This is a genomic window from Klebsiella ornithinolytica (assembly GCF_030505655.1).
Taxonomy (GTDB): Bacteria; Pseudomonadota; Gammaproteobacteria; order Enterobacterales; family Enterobacteriaceae; genus Klebsiella; species Klebsiella ornithinolytica.
The window spans coordinates 1-19,576 of record NZ_CP130153.1 but is presented as its reverse complement, the minus strand read 5'-3'; the positions used below and the strand labels follow the sequence as shown (position 1 = coordinate 19,576).

Below are 19,576 nucleotides of genomic sequence, written 5' to 3'. Positions count from 1 at the left end.
AAATCCTCATTTAACAACCAGTAGGGTAAGAGGCCTTATTTGTCTTGAGTATCGGCCTAAAGCGAGAATAGGAATTTACCCGTCCGACAACATGCGATGGCGTTGCGATTCGTGATCGCATTCATGGTTTTAATTTCCACAATGTTGTCTACTTTTTGAGTTAAAAATAGACATCATGAATTGCGCTGATTAAAACAGCAGAATGAATAAATCATATCTTTATGTATTTAAAGACATTATTAACAATATACATTGTTAACCTTCCCTTTTGAAAAGTGGAACAGAGGTCTACTGGTGATCTATAAATCCATCGCAGACAGATTGCGCCTTCGGTTAAATTCCTCCGATTTCAATATCGGCAGCCCGCTGCCGGGAGAGAAAAAACTGGCGGAAGAGTTCGGCGTGGCGCGGATGACAATCCGTAAAGCTATCGAACTGCTGATTAGCTGGGGACTGGTCGTTCGCCGCCACGGATCCGGTACCTTTGTTGCCCGCAAAGATGTGCATCACGAGACCACTAACCTCACCGGTCTGGCGGAAGTGTTACGCAAGCAGGGTAAAGAGGTGGTAAGCGAGGTGCTGATATTCGAAGTCATGCCGGCGCCGCCGGCAATTGCCAGCCAGCTACGAATACAAATCAATGAACGGATCTACTTCTCGCGCCGGGTACGTTACGTGGACGGCAAACCCCTGATGCTGGAAGACAGCTATATGCCGGTCAAACTGTTCCGTAACCTGTCGCTGGTGCATCTGGAAGGGTCAAAATTCGATTACATTGAGAAAGAGTGCGGGATAACCATTAGCGGCAACTATGAAAGCCTGACGCCGGTGCTGGCGGACAAGCAGCTGGCCCGGTCAATGAATGTCCCGGAACAGACGCCGCTGCTGCGGATTACCTCGCTTTCCTACAGCGACAGCGGTGAGTTTCTGAACTATTCGGTGATGTTCCGCAACGCCAGTGAATACCAGGTGGACTACCATCTGCGGCGCGTCCACCTGGAGACGCCGTTAACTCATCCCCCAGAACAACACGGCCAGTAGCTGCGGCGTAATGATGCGCAAAAACATCACCAGCGGATAGACCGTGGCATACGAGAGCGCCGCGGCTCCGCTGGTGGCATGCAGGTTGTTGGCGAACGCCAGCGCCGGTGGATCGGTCATCGACCCGGCCAGCATGCCGCACAGGGTCAGGTAGTTCATCTTCATCAGCAGCCGCGCCAGAATGCCAACCGTTAGCAGCGGAATTGCGGTAATAAAAATGCCGTAGGCTATCCAGCTCAGCCCGTCGCCTGCGGTCAGCGTGACGACAAAATCACCGCCGGACTTCAGCCCGACGACCGCCAGAAAGAGCACAATCCCCAGCTCACGGAGCGCGAGGTTGGCGCTCGGCGGCATAAACCAGTAGAGCTTCCCGATACTGCCGATTCGCCCGAGGATCAGCGCCATAATCAGGGGTCCACCGGCAAGCCCCAGCTTCAACGCCACCGGGAAGCCGGGAACAAACAGCGGAACAGACCCCAGTAAAACCCCGAGGCCAATGCCGATAAACACCGGCAGCATCTGAACCTGCTGCAATTTTTGCTGTGCATTACCCAGCTCGGCGGCAACCGCATCAATGGCTTCCGGGCGGCCAACCAGGTTAAGAATATCACCGAACTGCAGGCTGGCATGGCTGCTGGCTACCAGCTCAACCCCGGCGCGATTAAGCCGCGAAATCACCACGTCATAGCGCTGTTTAAAATGCAGGTCGCGGATCCGCTTACCTAATACCTTCTCATTGGTGACCACCACCCGCTCAACTTTCAAATCCGTGCCGCGGGTTGAAAGCGAGGTGGAAACTTCCTTGCCGATAACCAGCTGCGCGTTATGCAAATCCTCCGGGCGCCCGACCAGGTGCAGGAGGTCGCCGGTTTGAATTAAGGTCCCCGGAGCCGGCACCATCAGCAGCTCGTCACGTTTAAGACGGGAGCAAATCAGCTTATCGCTGTTGAGCATCGGCACGTCCTGAATCGCCATGTTGTTCAGGTTCGGGTTTTCAACCCGGACGTTAATCGTTTGCAGAACCGCGTGTCCGTTTCCGCTGCTCTCATCAAACTGCTGAGCCTCTTTTTCGACGTTAACGCGAAAGAACAGACGCACCAGCCACATAGTCAGCAAAATGCCGCAAATACCAAACGGATAGGCCATGGCATAGCTCATCCCCATCTGATCAACAACGTCAAACGGTACGCCCAGATCGCGCAGAATTTGCTGCCCGGCCCCCAGCGCTGGCGTATTAGTGACTGCACCGGAGAAAATACCGAGCACCACCGGCAGCGGGATATCAAAGAGCTTATGCAGCACTGCGGTCACCAGCCCCCCAAGGATGACAATCAGGATGGCAAAGAGATTGAGCCGTAGCCCGGAGACGCGCAGAGAGGCGAAGAAACCCGGCCCCACCTGGATGCCGATGGTATACACGAAGAGAATCAGGCCAAATTCCTGAATGAAGTGCAGCATCGGGCTGCTAAGAGCGATACCCGCCTGGTCCACAAAGTGGCCAACGATAATGCCGCCAAACAGTACGCCGCCAATGCCAAACCCGACGCCGCGAATTTTGACATTACCGATCCACAATCCGACTACCGCCACCAGCGCCAGAACGCTGACGGTCAATGCTATATCACTCATCGTCTGTTCCCTGTGAATAACATTATCAATATCATGGATTATGGCTTAAGCCTCCGGGCCTGTATGCAGCCTGGCGCACAATAATCGGCGGGCCTGGATCTGCGAAAAACGGCGGGACGCCCTTTATAACGGCCCAAAAAAAAGCCCCGATGATCGGGGCTTTATCTGTCGTGTCGACTTAGCTGTCGAGCGCCGGACGCTCGCTAATCGCGATACGCTGCGGGATAACCACTTCCGGCTCGTTACGGGTTAAATCAATGTGCAGCAACCCGTTATTGAAGGTAGCGCCGGAGACTTCCATATTTTCAGCCAGGGTAAAGCTCAGGCTAAAGGCCTGACTGACTAACCCCTGGTGCAGCCATTTCGTCTCTTTGTCAGCCTGCTGCGGCGTACCTTTCACGCTCAGGCGCGTCCCTTCCAGCTGAATATCCAGATCTTCCTGACGGAAACCGGCCAGCGCAAGGGTAATGCGATAGTGGTTATCGTCGCTTTTTTCAATGTTATACGGCGGGAAGCTCTGGCTTTCGCTGGTGGTTTGCAGTGCATTGGCCAGTTTGTCAAAACCGATCCATTGACGCAGCAGTGGAGATAAATCGTAGTTACGCATAATGTATTTCTCCTTCTATGAAGCGAGTTAATCTCTGCAAATCCTGTGGATTCGCATTTGCCCCCTGACGGCGAGCAAGTTTGCAGTATCGGGCCGCACGGCGACCCGGATAAAATTAGTTAATTTCGATACGGCGCGGTTTGTCTGCTTCCGGAATCACGCGTTCCAGATCGATATACAGCAGGCCGTTCACCAGATTTGCACCGCGGATATGGATATTTTCCGCCAACTGGAATTTGCGCTCAAAGTTGCGTTCCGCAATGCCCTGATAAAGATAGGTACGTTCTTTCTGCTCGGTTGCATGGGCGCCTTTGACGACCAGCAAATTATCCTGCGCGGTGATCTCCAGTTCGCTCTCGGCAAAACCGGCCACGGCAATAGCGATGCGATAATGGTTTTCATCTACCAGCTCAACGTTATACGGAGGGTAGCCGCCATTACTCTGGCTCTGATTGTTTTCTAACAGATTAAAAAGGCGGTCAAAACCAATAGCAGAACGATACAGCGGAGAAAGATCGAAATTACGCATAATAAAAAGCTCCTGAAATCAGCGAGAATTTATGACCTTCCATCATGGACAGGTCGTTATTACCCGGAATACCCCGCAGGCGTATCCTCATCGGGTCACATTGCTAAAATGTGGCTCATTCCGCCGTTTTCAAGCGCCAAAAACCATTTTTTTTTGCAGTTTCCTGTCGATTGCTTAGACTGGGTGGAAAGCACAAAAGGCAAAATGCGATGCCTGCCACAGTGCGGTGCAATAACGCTAGGCATTCATGGAATGGCTCGATATAACCGATATAACGGTTACCTCAATGCCCGAAACAACGATGGAAGAATGATGAAAAGCGGTCTGTTAAAGCTGATCCTGTTCAGCGGGATGGTTGGTCTGAGCGGTTGCTCCAGCGTGATGTCACATACCGGCGGAAAGGAAGGAAGCTATCCGGGAACTCGCGCCAGCGCGCAAATGCTGGGTAACAGTGATGCCAACTGGGGAACAAAATCCCTGGTCGCACTCGATATGCCCTTCACCGCGGTGATGGACACGCTGCTGCTGCCGTGGGATATGTTCCGTACCGACAGCTCGATAAAATCACGCGTCGAGAAAAGCGAGAAGGACTCGCTGGCGACCAACGCCGTGATTCCACCAGCGGCAATGCCAGCGCCTTGATTTAAAACTCGACGTCGGTTATCCACAGCTGTCGATAGCCATTCACATCTTGCATCCAGGCAAGGTGTTTCCCGTCCGGTGAAAACACCACAGCATCCGCTGAAGGTGGGTTTTCATGATCGGCAGTCAAAAATGTAATTTCACCGCTCCGGGCATGACAGATAGCCATGCGGTTATCCAGCACAAATCCCAGCCACTCCCCTGACGGGTGCCAGTTAAAAGCCGATTGAATATCATTAACATTGTGGGTTAGCTGCCGCAGATCGCGCCCCTGGGGTGAAATCAGCCATAGCTGCACCACTCCCGCCTCGTCGCGCATCAGGAAGGCAATCTGCGTTGCCTGCGGGTTGGCCCGCACCCAGTGCCGCGGCGTATTGACCAGCCCCGGATAGCGTCGATGGTGGGTAAAGGTTAAACGTCTCTGCATTACTCCGGCCGGCGGTGCAGGCATGGTGGTCTCCGTACCGGCCAGCGGTGCATCGCCCTGTTGCTTCCAGTCCTGCTCGCTCTCCGGTAGCGTCACAATAAACAGCTCAGGGATTCTGGCGCCATTGATCGACAGCGTATCGCCGATAAAGGCCAGCGCGTGGTTCCCCACCCAGCCTTCTTCGTATGCACGGTTAATCTCATCGCTGCCCGGCACCGGCGTCGGCGTTGTTCGGCTGACCAGAACGCTCCAGTGGCTGCCGCCATATTCACGCGGATGCTGCCCGCGCGGCGTGACCGGGCCATAAGGGGTCGCGACGCCGACGTTTCGCAGGTCAAGGGAGGCCGAGCGTTGATGCAGGACATGATCGTTATAGGTGAAGCTGACGAACTGCCCGTTTGGGCTATAGACATGGACATGAGTGCCGCCGCGCAGCGCACCCGGCGTATACGGTGCGGTGATATCCATCGCATCAAGGTTGTGCGTCGCGCCTTGATACGTCACCACGCCGCGACGATGGTGGAAATCATATTGCCAGTTTTCATCCGGATGTTCCGGACCGTGTATAAAGACATATTTATCCATCGCAGGATGAACGGTCACCACACCGACATGAGCCCCGTGTTGCGCACCATAGAGGATCTCTACGGCCCCGGTTTGCACATTGACCCGTTCAATCGTCTTCCCGGTAAAGGAGGCTCCCGACGGACGAACGTCAAAAACCAGCCACTGGCTGTCCGCAGTCCAGGTGCGCGTGTTGGTTAGCTGATGATGGCGGGGAGCAAAGGTGACTTGTTTCATAGAGATACCCTGATGCACAACGTTCACATCAGGGTATAGCATCGGACAGGATTAGCCTACACGTTTAACATCGCCCACCAGCAGGATATAGGACAGGGCGCCCATCAAGGCGACCGCAGCGATATAGACCAGGGCCGGGCCAAAGCCATAGTCCTGAGCCAGATAGCCAATAACCAGCGGAACGGTAATCCCTCCCAGCCCTCCCACGAAATTAAACACCCCGCCCGTCAGGCCAATCAGACGCATCGGTGCCAGCGAAGAGACCAGCGACCAGGTAATAGAGGCAAAACCGTTACCGAAAAACGCCACCGCCATCAGTACCATGATCCACACCGGGTCATTGGTGTAGTTCGCACCCATGATGCAGGTTGAAATCAGCAAACCACAGATAATCGGCGTTTTACGGGCCACGCCAAGCGAGAGACCTTTTTTCACCAGTCGATCGGCCAGCCAGCCGGAGAGCAGAACCCCAAAGAATGCGGCGAGGAAAGGCACCGTGGTCATAAAGCCGGCCTTCAGAGCGGTAATACCTTTCTCTTGCGTCAGGTAGTTCGGGAACCAGGTCAGGAAGAACCAGAGCGTGGACGTCACGGCAAACTGCCCCAGATAAACGCCTATCAGCTTACGGTGAAAGACCAGCTTCCAGTCGGCTTTGGTCAGCGGCTGTCGCGCCTCTTTTTTCGCGGGCGCATCGCCATCCACCAGGCCACCGCCGTCGCGAATATAATCCAGCTCCGCTTTGCTGATGCTTTTCGTCTGACGCGGCGGCTGATAGACCTTGAACCAGATTAATGACCAGACAATACCGATGCCGCCGGTCACGATAAATACCCAGTGCCAGCTTAGCATTTCCTGAATCCAGATCAGCAGCGGCGTGAGGAAAGCCAGTCCGACAAACTGCCCGGAAGTATAAAACCCCACCGCGGAAGCACGTTCATGCTCCGGGAACCAGCTGGTCACCATCCGATTATTGGTCGGAAAGGCCGGCGCTTCAAATATTCCGGTAATCGCCCGCAGACCAATCAATGACATCAGTCCGGTGGCAAACCCCTGAAACAGGGTGGCCACCGACCAGCCGAAGATCGCAATAAAGTAGGTCAGACGCGAGCCAACCCGGTCCAGAAACCAGCCGCCAGGAATCTGACAAAGCGTATAAAGCCAGGCAAAAGCAGAAAAAACGTAGCCCATTTCCGCTTTAGTGATCCCAAACTCCTCCTGAATATGGGCGGATGCTACGGCGAGATTGGCGCGGTCAACATAGCAAATGACGACGGTAATAAAGATCATAACCAGCGTCAGATAACGACGACGCCCAGGTTTTGCAGCAGTTACTGAAATATCCATAGCAATCTGTCTCCAGATTTTGGGCATAGCGAAGCCGCTCACCATGCCCTGTAGTTTACAGAGGGTGTATTTAAAATTTATATTTTTGCTTACGAATGCTCTAAATAGTTCACGTTGCAGGAAGGCGGCAAGATTGCAAATCCCCGGGAGCTTACATTAGTAAGTGACCGGGGTGCGCAATCGCAGCCAACGCACCTGTGGCGTGAAATATGAAGAGCATTTACCATTCCGCGACGGAGCCATCCTCATGCCGCCACAACGGGTTACGCCAGTCCGGCGCATTTTGGCTGAGTTCGATTACCCGGGCCTCATCAATTTCTACACCCAGCCCCGGCTTCATTAACGGTTTAAAGAAACCGCCGGTCATATTGAAGTCCTCTTTATTCTTCACAAAATCAAGCAGCTCGGCACCCTTGTTGTAATGAATCCCCATGCTTTGCTCCTGGAATACCGCATTGCGCGAGACAAAATCGATATGCAGGCAGGCAGCCAACGCCACGGGTCCCAGCGGGCAATGCGGCGCCAGCGCCACATCGTACGCTTCCGCCATCCCGGCGATTTTATAGCATTCGGTAATACCGCCGGCATGTGACAGGTCCGGCTGCAGAATAGCCAGCCCCCCCGCCTCCAGCACACGTTTAAACTCAAAACGTGAGAACATCCGCTCACCGGCCGCAATAGGAATATGCGTTTGTGCCGCCAGCTTCGGATAATATTCCGCCTGCTCTGCCAGCACCGGCTCCTCAATAAACAGCGGGCGATATTGTTCCAGCTCTTTAATTAAAACTTTGGCCATCGGGGCGCTAACGCGGCCATGAAAATCGAGACCAAATTCAATTTCGTTGCCGAACGCTTCACGAATTTGCGCCACGGTATTCACCGCCGCATCCACCGCGCGTGAATTATCAATCACGCCCATCTCTTCACAGCCATTTAATTTAAAGGTATCAAAACCAATTTCACGCAGCTTTTTAATACCATCAATGACTTCAGCAGGACGGTCGCCGCCCACCCAGCTGTAAGCTTTGATGCTGTCACGTACCAGGCCTCCCATCAGTTGCCAGACCGGCGCATTCAGCACCTTACCTTTGATATCCCACAGCGCCTGGTCAATACCGGCAATGGCGCTCATCAGAATGGGGCCACCGCGATAAAAACCGGCCCGGTACATCACCTGCCACAGATCGTTGATGCGTGCCGGATCCGCGCCAATCAGATATTCCCCTAGCTCGTGAACGGCCGCTTCCACGGTACGCGCACGTCCTTCAATCACCGGTTCACCCCAGCCAACAACGCCTTCATCCGTTTCAATTTTCAGAAACAGCCAACGCGGGGGTAAACGATAGGTGGTGAGTTTGGTTATTTTCATTGCACTGCCTCCCGATACGCTTTAACAAATGCGGTTGCCTGCTGGGCGGTACGCTCGACGGACTGTCCGGCGCGATAAAGATCGCTGCCCAGCCCGGCACCGGCACAACCGGCATCAATCCATTGCGACAAATTCTCCGGCGTTACACCGCCAACGGCGAACACAGGAATCTCCGGCGGTAATACGGCTTTCAGCGCCTTGATATAGTCCGGCCCAAACGCAGAGGATGGAAAGACCTTCAGCGCCTGCGCGCCTGCGTCAAGCGCGGTAAAGGCTTCGGTAGCCGTAGCGCATCCCGGACAGACGGTCATGCCGTAGCCCACCGCCCGGCGAATGACGTCTGCCTGAATGTTGGGCGTCACAATAAGCCGGCAGCCCATTTTCGCCAGTTCATCAACCTGCTCCGGTTGCAGCACGGTACCTGCGCCAATCAGCGCCTGTTCGCCAAACGCCTCAACAATCGCCGGAATGCTCTGCTGCCAACGGGGAGAGTTCAACGGGATTTCGACGGCGTCGAATCCGGCGTTAATCACTGCGCCAACGTGGGCCAGCGCCTCTTCCGGCGTCACGCCGCGCAGAATTGCGATGAGTGGAATCTTTGTTTGCCACTGCATTTGCGATGCTCCTTAGTTACACAAAGCCATTAAGAATGCGTCAAGACGCCCGCCTGAAAATCCTCAGACGTACACTCAATTCAGCGATCGGGTAGCCCCGTCGCTCAGGAACAGACTGGAACACTGCGCCCAGCGGGCGCGTCAGGGATAAGGAGCGGGACGAATCGCGCCCGGATCTAGCAAGGAGGCAGATTGAATAATGAAGCGTATACCCGCCTGAAATGCCGCATCGCCATCGACCGTCGCCACGTCGCGCCCAAGAGCATGAAATGCCTGAACGTAGCGCGAGGCCAACGACGATCCTGAAACCAGCGTTATCGCCTGCGACCCGGCAAACTGTTCACTCATCGTGGCCACTTCAGCGCCAATCAGCAGGCCGGATAAAAACTCACTGACCTGCTCACGTGGAAGCGAACCCAGCACATGGGCCGCACGAACCTCGAAAAGCTGTGGCAATACGTCAGGAGACGTCAGCCCGCGATCGAGCCCGGCACGGAATGCGGCGGGTGCGAATATTTGCTCCGGTAACCCTGCGCCGACCAGAGAATGGCGCAGCAGCAGATGATGCAGTTCACCGGTCATGACGGTGCGAAAATCATGGATCTGCTGGCTGTCGGCCTGCACCCATTTACAATGGGTGCCGGGCATAACATAAACAGAAGTGGATGAAAGGGTCTGCGCCCCGAGCAGCTGCGTCTCTTCACCGCGCATCACGTTATGGTGATTATCACGAGAGACGCACAGGCCTGGGACAATCCAGATATTGTCGCCAACGGCCGTCAACTGCTGACCAATGTCCGAAAAACTGACGGGAACCGGCAGATAAGGGGCGGTTTTCCATCCCACGTTACTGCCCACCATTCCCGCCATCACTACCGGAGTCGCACCATCCCTCCAGTTTTCGGTTATATCGCTAAACAGCGCCGCCGGGGACCTGCCGTTCAGGCGAGTGACGCCAGCTTCTGATTGCCTGCTCTCCAGGCATTCATCGCCCTGATAAAGCCAGGCGCGCAGATTGGTCGATCCCCAGTCAATTGCGATGTAGCGAGATGTCATGTGATTTCCTTCAGCCTTCGTGTTGAGCTGGCGATCATGGTGAGCGCCGCCTGCTCCGCCGCTTCGCTATCCTGATGCCGGATGGCATCAAACAGCGCCTTATGTTCCTGGAGGGTTTTCGGCATGTTGCCTTCATCCCCCATCCAGGTTCGTTCAAATACCGCTCTCTGCAGCGAGCTGATTGCCACGCTCAGCTGCTGTAACACCGGGTTATGGACCGACTGCAGCACCGCTTCGTGATAGCGAATGTCGGCTTCGTTAAACGCGTCCCGGTCCTGGTTGTTGGCGATCATGTCGTTGAGCGCATCTTCAATTTGTGCCAAATCGCTCGAGGTTGCGCGCTCTGCAGCCCAACGGGCGATGGCCGGTTCAACCAGGTTACGGACTTCGCTCATAGCGCCGATAAGGCGCGGGTCGTAATCATGCTCAAGCACCCACTGCAGCACCTCGGTATCCAGGTAATTCCAGTGGTTACGCGGCGAGACGAAAGCACCACGATAACGCTTCATTTCAATCAGCCGCTTCGCCATCAAAGAGCGAAACACTTCGCGAATAATATTGCGTGAGGTTTCAAACTCTTCACACAGTTCCGCTTCAGCCGGCAGTGCCGATCCGGGAACGTACTTGCCCCCTACAATCTGGCGACCCAGCGTCACTATGATGCGGTCGGTTTTAGTCAGGTTCATGGCATGTCCTTTAAGAAGTCACTCTGCCTTACTTTACCCTGACTGCCGGTTTTTACCTCACCTTTGCAGTACAAACGTGATGCTCTTCGCCATCTGCCGTGCCACATAGTAGTACCAAACAACAATGTTGTACTACAATTTAGATCACAAAAAGAACAATTGATAAAATAAAAAAAGCGAACCGGAAGGCCGCAGTCAGAAGGGAAGTCAGAATAAGAGGGCGAGGTACAAAACGATCAGAAGGCTTCACCAACCTGGAAGTAAAAGCCGCTGCTGCCTTTGCCGATACCATAGTCCAGGCGAATATTCACCCGAGGTTTAAATTCAAAGCGATAGCCAACGCCCGCCGTCGGTAGCCAACGGCCGTCATTCAGAGAATCAACGGAAGGTCCCATCGTCCCTGCGCCAACCCAGGCAACAATGCCATGGCGCCAGGTCAGCTGGCGACGATACTCCAGCTGGGCGCTCAGCACATTTTTATCGCGATAGCGCCCCTGATAATAACCGCGCATGCGTTCATCGCTGCCGAGAAGCGGCAGCATGCTCCAGGGGACATCGCCCTGAGTAAATACTCCGTCGGCCTCCCAGGCCAGGACGCTTTTTTCGCTGAGCGCGGTGTAGCGGCTGTAGTGAAGATGCCATTCATCAAATCGGGTATCGCTCCCCAGCCCCGGAGCATAGTGGGTATAGCGGAGGTCCGCATACTGGCCCTGACGAGGGTTCGGAACAAAATCCCGATCGTCCCAGTTCACATCGATGCTGAAGCCAGAGCTGAATACCGAGGGCCCCTGAGGAGTGCTTTCAATTTTGGGCAAATTGTCGCGGTCCATCTCATCGGCATTCTGGGCGGCCAGTGACCAGCCCACGCCAAGATACACATTGTCCACCAGCTGTCGATACACGGTGGGCCGCAGCGTCAGTACCTGCGCGGTATATTTCTCTTTGCCACCGTCATTATCGGCAGCAGTGAAACCTTGTCCCCAGTAATAGGTTGGCGTATTGGCCAGCGAACCTTCGACGAAGATGCGCCAGAGATCGTCGGCAAAAAAGGCGTAGTTTTTTACGCTAATACCAAAGGCGCCGGTGGAACTGGCGTAACCGCTGAGCGTTAACGTCGAGTTTTGACTAACGGTATCGGCGGGATCGGGACGATACATGCCGACAATCGCGGTGCCGATTCCCAGACCGAGCTCCGGCGTGTAGAACGGTCCGGGCATTACGCCCCAGTCGATCCCTTTCGAAGCATCGAACTGGTCGCTGGCGCCCAGGTTTTTTAACCAGTCATCAATATGTTCCCGGCTCAATGCTTGCGCCTGCGCCTGCCCGATAAAAGAGCATGCGGTACAACACAGAATGACGCTACGCAGCGTGCTCAAAAACGTTTCTCTCCGGGATAAAGGTGATGACGGCCCGCAATGCGAAATCGCGTCGGGTTTGAGTATAGTTGGCATCCAGCATGACTTTTCGAGGGCGGTACGGATTCATCAATTTAAGAAGGAAAGCTTATCGAATTTGCAATAATGAAGGGGAGACTTCTGTGCGGACTGGCGTGCAGTGAGGCAAAAAATGACGAAGTGGTTCATTTTAGGCATCGTCAAGGTGGAGTCAGGCCCGAAATCATCGGGCCTGAAGATCGGGTCAGGATAAAACGTACTTCTCAATCGCCCAGGCTACACCATCTTCAAGGTTCGATTTGGTGATGAAGTTAGCGGCTTCCTTCACGGTCGGAATCGCGTTATCCATCGCTACGCCGACGCCAGCAAACTCAATCATCGCAATGTCGTTTTCCTGATCGCCAATCGCCATGATCTCTTCCTGCTTGATATTCAGCGCATCGGCCAGAGACTTCACGCCGGTTCCTTTATTGACGCGCTTATCGAGGATTTCGAGGAAGTACGGCGCGCTTTTCAGCACGGTATACTTCTCTTTGACTTCCGCCGGGATACGGGCGATAGCCTGGTCAAGGATTGCCGGCTCATCGATCATCATCACCTTCAGCAGCTGGATATTCGGGTCCATATTTTCTGCTTCGCAGAAGACCAGCGGAATCGTCGCCACGTAGGATTCATGCACCGTGTAGTAGCTCACATCGCGGTTCGCGGTATACAGCGTATTGCGATCGAGAGCATGGAAGTGGGAGCCGACATCGCGGGAAAGCTGTTCAAGATAGCGGTAGTCATCATAGCTCAGCGCTGTTTGCGCCACGGTGCTGCCGTCGCTTGCCTTCTGTACTAATGCGCCGTTGTAGGTGATGCAGTAGTCTCCCGGCTGTTCCATGTGCAGCTCTTTCAGATAGCTATGCACACCGGCATACGGACGGCCGGTGGTGAGCACAACGTTGACGCCACGCGCGCGCGCCGCGGCAATCGCGGTTTTAACAGCAGGAGAGATGGTATGGTCAGGCAGCAGCAGCGTACCGTCCATATCAATTGCAATCAGTTTTATAGCCATGAGATCCCCAGGTAAGATGAGTCCTGGGCCATGCTAACGCGATTCCGCTCAAAAAACAGCAACAGAAGAAGGGGAAAACGAGGATAGGATCGAAACGAGGAATTCCTCTTTTAGGCCAGCGGAACGCCCGGATAGTGGCGCCAGGCACCCTATCCGGACAGCATATTCCGTCGCCCCGGCCGGCATCGCGCCACCGGGGACCAGCAGATAAGCTTAGATATCGATGTTCGCCGCTTTCAGGGCGTTTTCTTCGATAAAGGCGCGGCGCGGTTCTACGGCATCGCCCATCAGGGTGGTGAACAGCTGATCGGCAGCAATCGCATCCTTCACGGTCACGCGCAGCATACGGCGGCTATCCGGATCCATGGTGGTTTCCCACAGCTGATCCGGGTTCATCTCACCCAGCCCTTTATAGCGCTGGATAGACAGACCACGACGGGATTCTTTCACCAACCAGTCCAGCGCCTGCTCGAAGCTGGCCACCGGCTGGCGGCGTTCGCCACGTTCGATAAACGCGTCGTCTTCGATAAGCCCACGCAGTTTCTCACCCAGCGTGCAAATACGACGATACTCACCGCCGGTGATAAACTCGTGATCCAGCGGATAGTCGGTGTCCACCCCGTGGGTACGCACGCGGATAACCGGTTCGAACAGATGCAGCTCGGCATTTTCGTGAACATCGAATTTCCACAGGCTGCCGTGCTGCTCTTTCTCATTCAGGTCGGTCACCAGCGAATTCACCCAACGGGTCACGGTCTGCTCATCAGACAGATCGGCTTCGTTCAACGTCGGCTGATAAATCAGCTCTTTCAGCAGCGCTTTCGGGAAGCGACGTTCCATGCGAACAATCATTTTCTGCGTCGCATTGAACTCGGCAACCAGTTTCTCTAGCGGTTCACCCGCCAGGGCCGGGGCGCTGGCATTGGTGTGCAGCGTTGCGCCATCAAGGGCGATAGAGATCTGGTATTGATCCATCGCTTCATCGTCTTTGATGTACTGTTCCTGCTTGCCTTTCTTCACTTTGTACAGCGGCGGCTGTGCAATGTAGACATGGCCACGTTCAACAATTTCCGGCATCTGACGATAGAAGAAGGTCAACAGCAGAGTACGAATGTGCGAGCCGTCGACGTCCGCATCGGTCATGATGATGATGCTGTGATAACGCAGTTTATCCGGGTTGTACTCGTCGCGACCGATGCCGCAGCCAAGCGCGGTAATCAGCGTCGCCACTTCCTGAGAAGAGAGCATTTTATCGAAGCGGGCTTTCTCGACGTTGAGGATTTTACCCTTCAGCGGCAGGATTGCCTGGTTCTTACGGTTACGGCCCTGCTTCGCAGAACCGCCCGCCGAGTCCCCTTCCACGAGGTACAGTTCGGAGAGCGCCGGGTCGCGTTCCTGGCAGTCTGCCAGTTTGCCCGGCAGGCCAGCCAGGTCCAGCGCACCTTTACGGCGGGTCATTTCACGCGCACGACGCGCGGCTTCACGCGCACGGGCCGCATCAATAATTTTGCCAACCACGATTTTGGCGTCAGACGGGTTTTCCAGCAGATATTCATTCAGCAGTTCGTTCATCTGCTGCTCTACCGCCGTCTTCACCTCGGAGGAGACCAGTTTGTCTTTGGTCTGTGAGGAGAACTTCGGATCCGGAACCTTCACGGAAACCACGGCAATCAGGCCTTCACGCGCATCGTCGCCGGTGGCGCTGACCTTCGCTTTTTTGCTGTAACCCTCTTTATCCATATAGGCGTTCAGGGTACGGGTCATCGCCGCACGGAAGCCCGCCAGGTGCGTACCGCCGTCGCGCTGTGGAATGTTGTTGGTAAAGCAGTAAATGTTCTCCTGGAAACCATCGTTCCACTGCAGCGCGACTTCTACGCCAATACCGTCTTTTTCGGTGGAGAAGTAGAAGATATTCGGGTGGATCGGCGTTTTGTTCTTGTTGAGATACTCAACGAACGCCTTGATGCCGCCTTCGTAGTGGAAATGGTCTTCTTTGCCATCACGCTTGTCGCGCAGGCGGATAGACACCCCTGAGTTCAGGAATGACAGCTCACGCAGGCGTTTTGCCAGGATTTCGTATTCGAATTCGATGACGTTAGTGAAGGTTTCATAGCTCGGCCAGAAACGCACCATGGTACCGGTTTTTTCGGTATCACCGGTGACGGCCAGCGGTGCCTGCGGTACGCCGTGGGCATAGATCTGACGGTGAATCTTGTTATCGCGCTGAATCACCAGCTCCAGTTTCTGTGACAGGGCGTTAACGACAGAGACGCCCACGCCGTGCAGACCACCGGAGACTTTATAGGAGTTATCATCAAATTTACCGCCTGCGTGCAGTACGGTCATGATGACTTCAGCTGCCGACACACCCTCTTCCGGGTGAATACCGGTCGGAATACCGCGGCCATCGTCCTGTACGGAGACAGAGTTATCGCTATGGATAGTGACAACGATGTCTTTACAGTAACCTGCGAGCGCTTCGTCGATAGCGTTATCCACAACCTCGAATACCATGTGGTGCAGACCGGTGCCGTCATCCGTGTCGCCGATATACATACCCGGGCGCTTACGCACCGCATCCAGCCCTTTCAGGACTTTGATACTGGAGGAGTCATAAGAATTCGACATCAACGTTTCTCGCTCATTTAAACTTAGGTTAATCCGTTATTTTACCCTTTTCCACGGTGAACATCTTCGAATTTTTGTCCGACATGTCCATTACGTGTTCAGCGCCGATCGCGCTGACGAAAACCTGTGACTGCGTGGCTTTTAAGCGGCTGGCAAGCAGCCCGCGCCGCGCGTCATCAAGTTCCGAGGCAAAATCATCTATCAGATACAGACAGCGTCTCCCGCTTTCACGGGTTAAAAACTCACCCTGCGCCAGTCGTAGCGCGCACATCAGGAGTTTAAGCTGCCCACGTGACAAAGTATCTTCGACCGGCGCACCATCGGCACGAATGCGGAAATCCGCTTTGTGCGGGCCGTGGGCGGTATAGGTCAGCATGCGGTCACGCTCGAAGTTTCTCTCCAGCACTTCGGAATAATCCGTTTCTTTCTCCCAGCCGCGCTGAAAGGAGAAGGTCAGAGAGAATTCAGGTAAAAACTGTTTACAGGTATCCGCCATGTCTTCGACGATAGCGGCGCTATATTCGGCACGCCAGCGGCTGATTTGTTCCGCCAGCGGTATCAGTTCCAGATCCCAGGGACGTATCTGCGCATAGCGGCCAACCTGGCGCAGCGCGGCATTACGCTGCTTCAACAAGCGCTTCAGATTGCTCCAGGCAGTAAAGAATCCGGCTTCGTTGTGAAAGCATCCCCAGTCGAGGAACGCTCTTCTGTATTTGGGGCCGCCGTTGAGTAATGTAAACCCCTCCGGCGTAATCAGCTGCATCGGCATCAGGTGCGCCAGTTCAGCCACTTTGTGACCGTCGGTACCGTCAATACGGACCTTGCTGTCGCCCTGTTTATCTTTAGTCAGGCCGATAGAGATTTCACGCTCCTGGCCCTGCAGTCGCCCGTGTAGCACGAACGACTCCTGCTCATGGCGAATCACCCGGCCAATTTGCAGGCTGCGAAACGCCCGACCGTGGCCGAGCGTATAGATGGCCTCGAGCACGCTGGTTTTGCCGCTGCCGTTGGCGCCAACCAGAAAGTTAAAGCCAGGAGATAAAGCGAGATCCGCATCTTCAATATTGCGGAAGTCTTTAATCAGGAGTCGGGATAGCGACATATCAACTCATAGCCAGGGCGTTATCGTCGCAGTTAGTCTGGTTACGGCCAGCGCGCAGCAACCGCAGCGTACTACAGTACGTGAGGATTGCGAGCACTGCCCGGAGCCAGAATAACAAGTAAGATAGCCCGATATTTTCTACAACCTCATGGGCATGACAACGTAGGCTGCCGATTGCGACGCCGCATCCTCAATCTGCACGCTCGATACCGAATCGGTCAGCAAAATACGCACATTTTCGCACTTCAGCGCATTAAGCACATCCAGCACATAGCTGACGTTAAAGCCGATTTCCATCTCGCTGCCGGAGTAGGAAACGTCGAGAATCTCTTCCGCTTCTTCCTGTTCCGGGTTATTGGCGGTGATTTTCAGCTGATTTTCGCTGACATAGAGACGCACGCCGCGGAATTTTTCGTTCGACAGAATCGCCGCGCGGGCAAAGGCCTGCTTAAGAATATCGCAGCCCGCATCCAGATGTTTATCCGGATTCTTCGGCAATACCCGGCGATAATCAGGGAAACGACCGTCAACCAGCTTCGAAGTGAAGATAAAATCACCGACGTGGGCGCGAATATTGTTGCTGCCAATCTGCACGCGCAGCGGCGTATCGCCGCCATCAAGCATACGCATCAGCTCAATCACCCCTTTACGCGGCACGATCACCGAATGGTTAGGCAACGATTCACCCAGCGGCATTGAACAGACCGCCAGACGGTGTCCGTCGGTGGCAACGGTACGCAGTTCGTCACCTTCGGTTTCAAACAGCATGCCGTTTAAGTAATAACGCACATCCTGATGCGCCATCGAAAACTGTGTGGCTTCAATCAGGCGCTTCATGGTCGCCTGCGGCAGGGTAAATTCGACTTCACTCTGCCAGTCATCAAGATTCGGGAAATCGGCAGCGGGCAGGGTCGACAGCGAAAAACGGCTGCGTCCGGAACGCACCAGCATCCGATCGCCTTCCAGCTGAACGGCAATCTCCGCGCCTTCGGGCAGGCCGCGGCAGATATCAAAGAATTTTCGCGCCGGAACGGTCGTTGCACCCGCCTCATGGGGTTGAATCAGCGCAACGCGCGCCACCATTTCCATTTCGAGGTCCGTACCGGTCAGCGACAGCGCGCCATCCGAGACCTGAAGCAGCAGGTTACCGAGAATTGGCAGCGTCGGACGACCCCCTAAGGGACCGCTCACCTGTTGCAGCGGTTTTAATAAATGTTCACGTTCTACGGTAAATTTCATAGCGTCACGAGGATAATGTTCTGATTAAATTGGAAAAGTCTTCTTTGATATCGTGGCTTTCTTCACGCAGCTGCTCAATCTTACGACAGGCGTGTAGCACGGTGGTATGGTCGCGACCGCCAAACGCATCGCCGATTTCCGGCAAACTGTGGTTGGTCAGTTCTTTCGCCAGCGCCATCGCCATCTGGCGTGGACGCGCCACCGAACGGGAGCGGCGTTTCGACAACAGATCCGCTACCTTAATCTTGTAATATTCCGCCACCGTCTTCTGAATATTGTCGATGGTGACCAGTTTTTCCTGCAGCGCCAGCAGATCGCGCAGCGCTTCGCGCACGAAATCGATGGTGATCGCCCGGCCGGTAAAGTTGGCATTGGCGATAACGCGGTTCAGCGCCCCTTCCAGCTCACGTACGTTAGAGCGTAGACGCTTGGCGATAAAGAAGGCCACTTCTCCCGGCAGACGAATGTCATTTTCGTCGGCTTTTTTCATCAGGATCGCAACACGGGTTTCCAGCTCAGGCGGCTCGATCGCCACCGTCAGCCCCCAGCCAAAGCGGGATTTCAGACGATCCTCAACACCATTGATCTCTTTCGGATAGCGATCCGAGGTGAGAATGATCTGCTGATTACCTTCCAGCAGGGCATTAAAGGTGTGGAAAAACTCTTCCTGAGAACGCTCTTTATTGGCAAAGAACTGAATATCATCGATCAGCAGGGCATCGACGGAGCGGTAGTAGCGTTTAAACTCTTCAATAGCGTTGTTCTGTAACGCTTTAACCATGTCCTGAACAAAACGCTCCGAGTGCATATAGACCACTTTGGCGTTGGGTTTGCGCGCAACAATGCCGTTACCAACCGCGTGCAACAGGTGGGTTTTACCCAGACCGGTACCGCCATAAAGGAATAGAGGGTTATATGCACCGCCCGGGTTATCGGCAACCTGACGCGCCGCCGCACGAGCCAGCTGGTTAGATTTACCTTCAACAAAGTTGTCGAAGGTGTGCTTAACGTTGACGTTAGAGCGGTAGGTCGGCTCCGCCGGGGCCGGGACGTTATCCCAGCCAGGACGCACGATCGTGGGCGCGACGCGCGCCGTTTGAACCTGCGCTGCCGGTGTAGCGGTCGCGACATGCGTATTTACCGCACCGCGTTGCGCCTGCACCGCCGGGCGGGTCCCGACTTCAAATCGCAGCTGTGGGGCATCAGCACCGCAAAAATCATTGAGGAGTCCATTGATATTATTGAGGTATTTATCCCTTACCCAATCGAGCACAAAACGGTTTGGCGCATACAGTGCCAACGTGTTATCGCTCAATTCCGCCTGCAACGGGCGTATCCACATACTGAATTCTGTGGCTGGTAACTCATCCTGCAATCGGGCAAGACACTGCTGCCAAAGCGAAAGTGACAC

The 19,576-nt window shown here is 54.6% G+C and carries 17 protein-coding genes and 1 other annotated feature; of the genes, 2 read left to right on the top strand and 15 right to left on the bottom strand.

Annotation, left to right across the window (positions count from 1 at the left end):
• The first annotated feature begins 294 nt into the window (after window positions 1-294).
• Window positions 295-1,041, top strand: a complete 747-nt coding sequence (locus tag Q1L34_RS00085; protein WP_004869145.1) for a GntR family transcriptional regulator — start codon at window positions 295-297, stop codon at window positions 1,039-1,041.
• Here Q1L34_RS00085 and Q1L34_RS00080 read toward each other — a convergent pair.
• The 3 genes from Q1L34_RS00080 to ibpA all read right to left on the bottom strand — a co-directional run bounded on the left by Q1L34_RS00080 (window position 1,009) and on the right by ibpA (window position 3,806).
• The gene (locus Q1L34_RS00080; RefSeq protein WP_004869146.1) at window positions 1,009-2,670 is read right to left on the bottom strand and encodes a putative transporter; all 1,662 of its coding nucleotides are present in this window, start codon (window positions 2,668-2,670) and stop codon (window positions 1,009-1,011) included. The genes Q1L34_RS00085 and Q1L34_RS00080 overlap by 33 nt on opposite strands.
• A 178-nt stretch (window positions 2,671-2,848) precedes the next feature.
• Window positions 2,849-3,277: a small heat shock chaperone IbpB gene (gene ibpB / locus Q1L34_RS00075; protein WP_015585468.1), complete on the bottom strand. Its 429-nt coding sequence runs from the start codon at window positions 3,275-3,277 to the stop codon at window positions 2,849-2,851.
• 115 nt (window positions 3,278-3,392) lie between these two features.
• Window positions 3,393-3,806: a small heat shock chaperone IbpA gene (gene ibpA, locus Q1L34_RS00070; protein WP_004869150.1), complete on the bottom strand. Its 414-nt coding sequence runs from the start codon at window positions 3,804-3,806 to the stop codon at window positions 3,393-3,395.
• Window positions 3,800-3,873 (bottom strand) — a sequence feature (ROSE (Repression Of Heat Shock gene Expression) occurs in the 5'-region of heat shock genes and acts as an RNA thermometer to modulate expression.). It overlaps the preceding gene by 7 nt.
• 242 nt (window positions 3,874-4,115) lie before the next feature.
• Between ibpA and Q1L34_RS00065 the strand changes: the two genes are divergently transcribed.
• Entirely contained in the window at window positions 4,116-4,448 is a 333-nt protein-coding gene (locus tag Q1L34_RS00065) for a YceK/YidQ family lipoprotein (RefSeq protein WP_015585467.1), read from the top strand.
• Between the two features lies 1 nt (window position 4,449).
• Here the strand turns inward: Q1L34_RS00065 and Q1L34_RS00060 are convergent, their stop codons facing one another.
• The 12 genes from Q1L34_RS00060 to dnaA all read right to left on the bottom strand — a co-directional run bounded on the left by Q1L34_RS00060 (window position 4,450) and on the right by dnaA (window position 19,576).
• On the bottom strand, window positions 4,450-5,676 hold the full coding sequence (locus Q1L34_RS00060; RefSeq protein WP_004869154.1) for a YidR family protein: 1,227 nt from the start codon (window positions 5,674-5,676) through the stop codon (window positions 4,450-4,452).
• A gap of 51 nt (window positions 5,677-5,727) precedes the next feature.
• Window positions 5,728-7,065: an MFS transporter gene (locus tag Q1L34_RS00055; protein ID WP_071934242.1), complete on the bottom strand. Its 1,338-nt coding sequence runs from the start codon at window positions 7,063-7,065 to the stop codon at window positions 5,728-5,730.
• Window positions 7,066-7,240: 175 nt separating this feature from the next.
• Entirely contained in the window at window positions 7,241-8,389 is a 1,149-nt protein-coding gene (gene dgoD, locus Q1L34_RS00050; RefSeq protein WP_004869158.1) for a galactonate dehydratase, read from the bottom strand.
• Window positions 8,386-9,003: a 2-dehydro-3-deoxy-6-phosphogalactonate aldolase gene (locus Q1L34_RS00045; RefSeq protein WP_004869159.1), complete on the bottom strand. Its 618-nt coding sequence runs from the start codon at window positions 9,001-9,003 to the stop codon at window positions 8,386-8,388. The genes dgoD and Q1L34_RS00045 overlap by 4 nt, the downstream gene beginning before the upstream one ends.
• 141 nt (window positions 9,004-9,144) lie before the next feature.
• Complete coding sequence (locus Q1L34_RS00040) at window positions 9,145-10,059, bottom strand: 2-dehydro-3-deoxygalactonokinase (RefSeq protein ID WP_327204327.1); 915 nt, start codon at window positions 10,057-10,059, stop codon at window positions 9,145-9,147.
• Window positions 10,056-10,745 (bottom strand): D-galactonate utilization transcriptional regulator DgoR, encoded by a 690-nt coding sequence (gene dgoR, locus Q1L34_RS00035; protein WP_004869163.1) that lies wholly within the window; start codon window positions 10,743-10,745, stop codon window positions 10,056-10,058. Before dgoR ends, Q1L34_RS00040 begins: the two co-directional genes overlap by 4 nt.
• Before the next feature lie 236 nt (window positions 10,746-10,981).
• On the bottom strand, window positions 10,982-12,112 hold the full coding sequence (locus Q1L34_RS00030) for a BamA/TamA family outer membrane protein (RefSeq protein ID WP_160873578.1): 1,131 nt from the start codon (window positions 12,110-12,112) through the stop codon (window positions 10,982-10,984).
• A gap of 271 nt (window positions 12,113-12,383) precedes the next feature.
• A complete protein-coding gene (yidA, locus tag Q1L34_RS00025; protein ID WP_004869167.1) occupies window positions 12,384-13,196 on the bottom strand; it encodes a sugar-phosphatase in 813 nt (270 codons plus the stop codon).
• A 213-nt stretch (window positions 13,197-13,409) separates the two neighbouring features.
• Window positions 13,410-15,824, bottom strand: a complete 2,415-nt coding sequence (gene gyrB, locus Q1L34_RS00020; protein WP_004869170.1) for a DNA topoisomerase (ATP-hydrolyzing) subunit B — start codon at window positions 15,822-15,824, stop codon at window positions 13,410-13,412.
• A 28-nt stretch (window positions 15,825-15,852) separates the two neighbouring features.
• Entirely contained in the window at window positions 15,853-16,926 is a 1,074-nt protein-coding gene (gene recF, locus Q1L34_RS00015) for a DNA replication/repair protein RecF (protein WP_064357711.1), read from the bottom strand.
• A 138-nt stretch (window positions 16,927-17,064) separates the two neighbouring features.
• Window positions 17,065-18,165: a DNA polymerase III subunit beta gene (gene dnaN, locus Q1L34_RS00010; RefSeq protein ID WP_004869173.1), complete on the bottom strand. Its 1,101-nt coding sequence runs from the start codon at window positions 18,163-18,165 to the stop codon at window positions 17,065-17,067.
• Between the two features lie 4 nt (window positions 18,166-18,169).
• Window positions 18,170-19,576: a chromosomal replication initiator protein DnaA gene (gene dnaA / locus Q1L34_RS00005; RefSeq protein ID WP_004869176.1), complete on the bottom strand. Its 1,407-nt coding sequence runs from the start codon at window positions 19,574-19,576 to the stop codon at window positions 18,170-18,172.

Excerpts from the sequence above, each read along its gene's own strand:
- Q1L34_RS00080 (WP_004869146.1), bottom strand. The coding sequence starts at position 2,670 with ATGAGTGATATAGCATTGACCGTCAGCGTTCTGGCGCTGGTGGCGGTA.
- ibpB (WP_015585468.1), bottom strand. The coding sequence starts at position 3,277 with ATGCGTAACTACGATTTATCTCCACTGCTGCGTCAATGGATCGGTTTT.
- ibpA (WP_004869150.1), bottom strand. The coding sequence starts at position 3,806 with ATGCGTAATTTCGATCTTTCTCCGCTGTATCGTTCTGCTATTGGTTTT.
- Q1L34_RS00065 (WP_015585467.1), top strand. The coding sequence starts at position 4,116 with ATGATGAAAAGCGGTCTGTTAAAGCTGATCCTGTTCAGCGGGATGGTT.
- Q1L34_RS00060 (WP_004869154.1), bottom strand. The coding sequence starts at position 5,676 with ATGAAACAAGTCACCTTTGCTCCCCGCCATCATCAGCTAACCAACACG.
- Q1L34_RS00055 (WP_071934242.1), bottom strand. The coding sequence starts at position 7,065 with ATGGTGAGCGGCTTCGCTATGCCCAAAATCTGGAGACAGATTGCTATG.
- dgoD (WP_004869158.1), bottom strand. The coding sequence starts at position 8,389 with ATGAAAATAACCAAACTCACCACCTATCGTTTACCCCCGCGTTGGCTG.
- Q1L34_RS00045 (WP_004869159.1), bottom strand. The coding sequence starts at position 9,003 with ATGCAGTGGCAAACAAAGATTCCACTCATCGCAATTCTGCGCGGCGTG.
- Q1L34_RS00040 (WP_327204327.1), bottom strand. The coding sequence starts at position 10,059 with ATGACATCTCGCTACATCGCAATTGACTGGGGATCGACCAATCTGCGC.
- dgoR (WP_004869163.1), bottom strand. The coding sequence starts at position 10,745 with ATGAACCTGACTAAAACCGACCGCATCATAGTGACGCTGGGTCGCCAG.
- yidA (WP_004869167.1), bottom strand. The coding sequence starts at position 13,196 with ATGGCTATAAAACTGATTGCAATTGATATGGACGGTACGCTGCTGCTG.
- gyrB (WP_004869170.1), bottom strand. The coding sequence starts at position 15,824 with ATGTCGAATTCTTATGACTCCTCCAGTATCAAAGTCCTGAAAGGGCTG.
- recF (WP_064357711.1), bottom strand. The coding sequence starts at position 16,926 with ATGTCGCTATCCCGACTCCTGATTAAAGACTTCCGCAATATTGAAGAT.
- dnaN (WP_004869173.1), bottom strand. The coding sequence starts at position 18,165 with ATGAAATTTACCGTAGAACGTGAACATTTATTAAAACCGCTGCAACAG.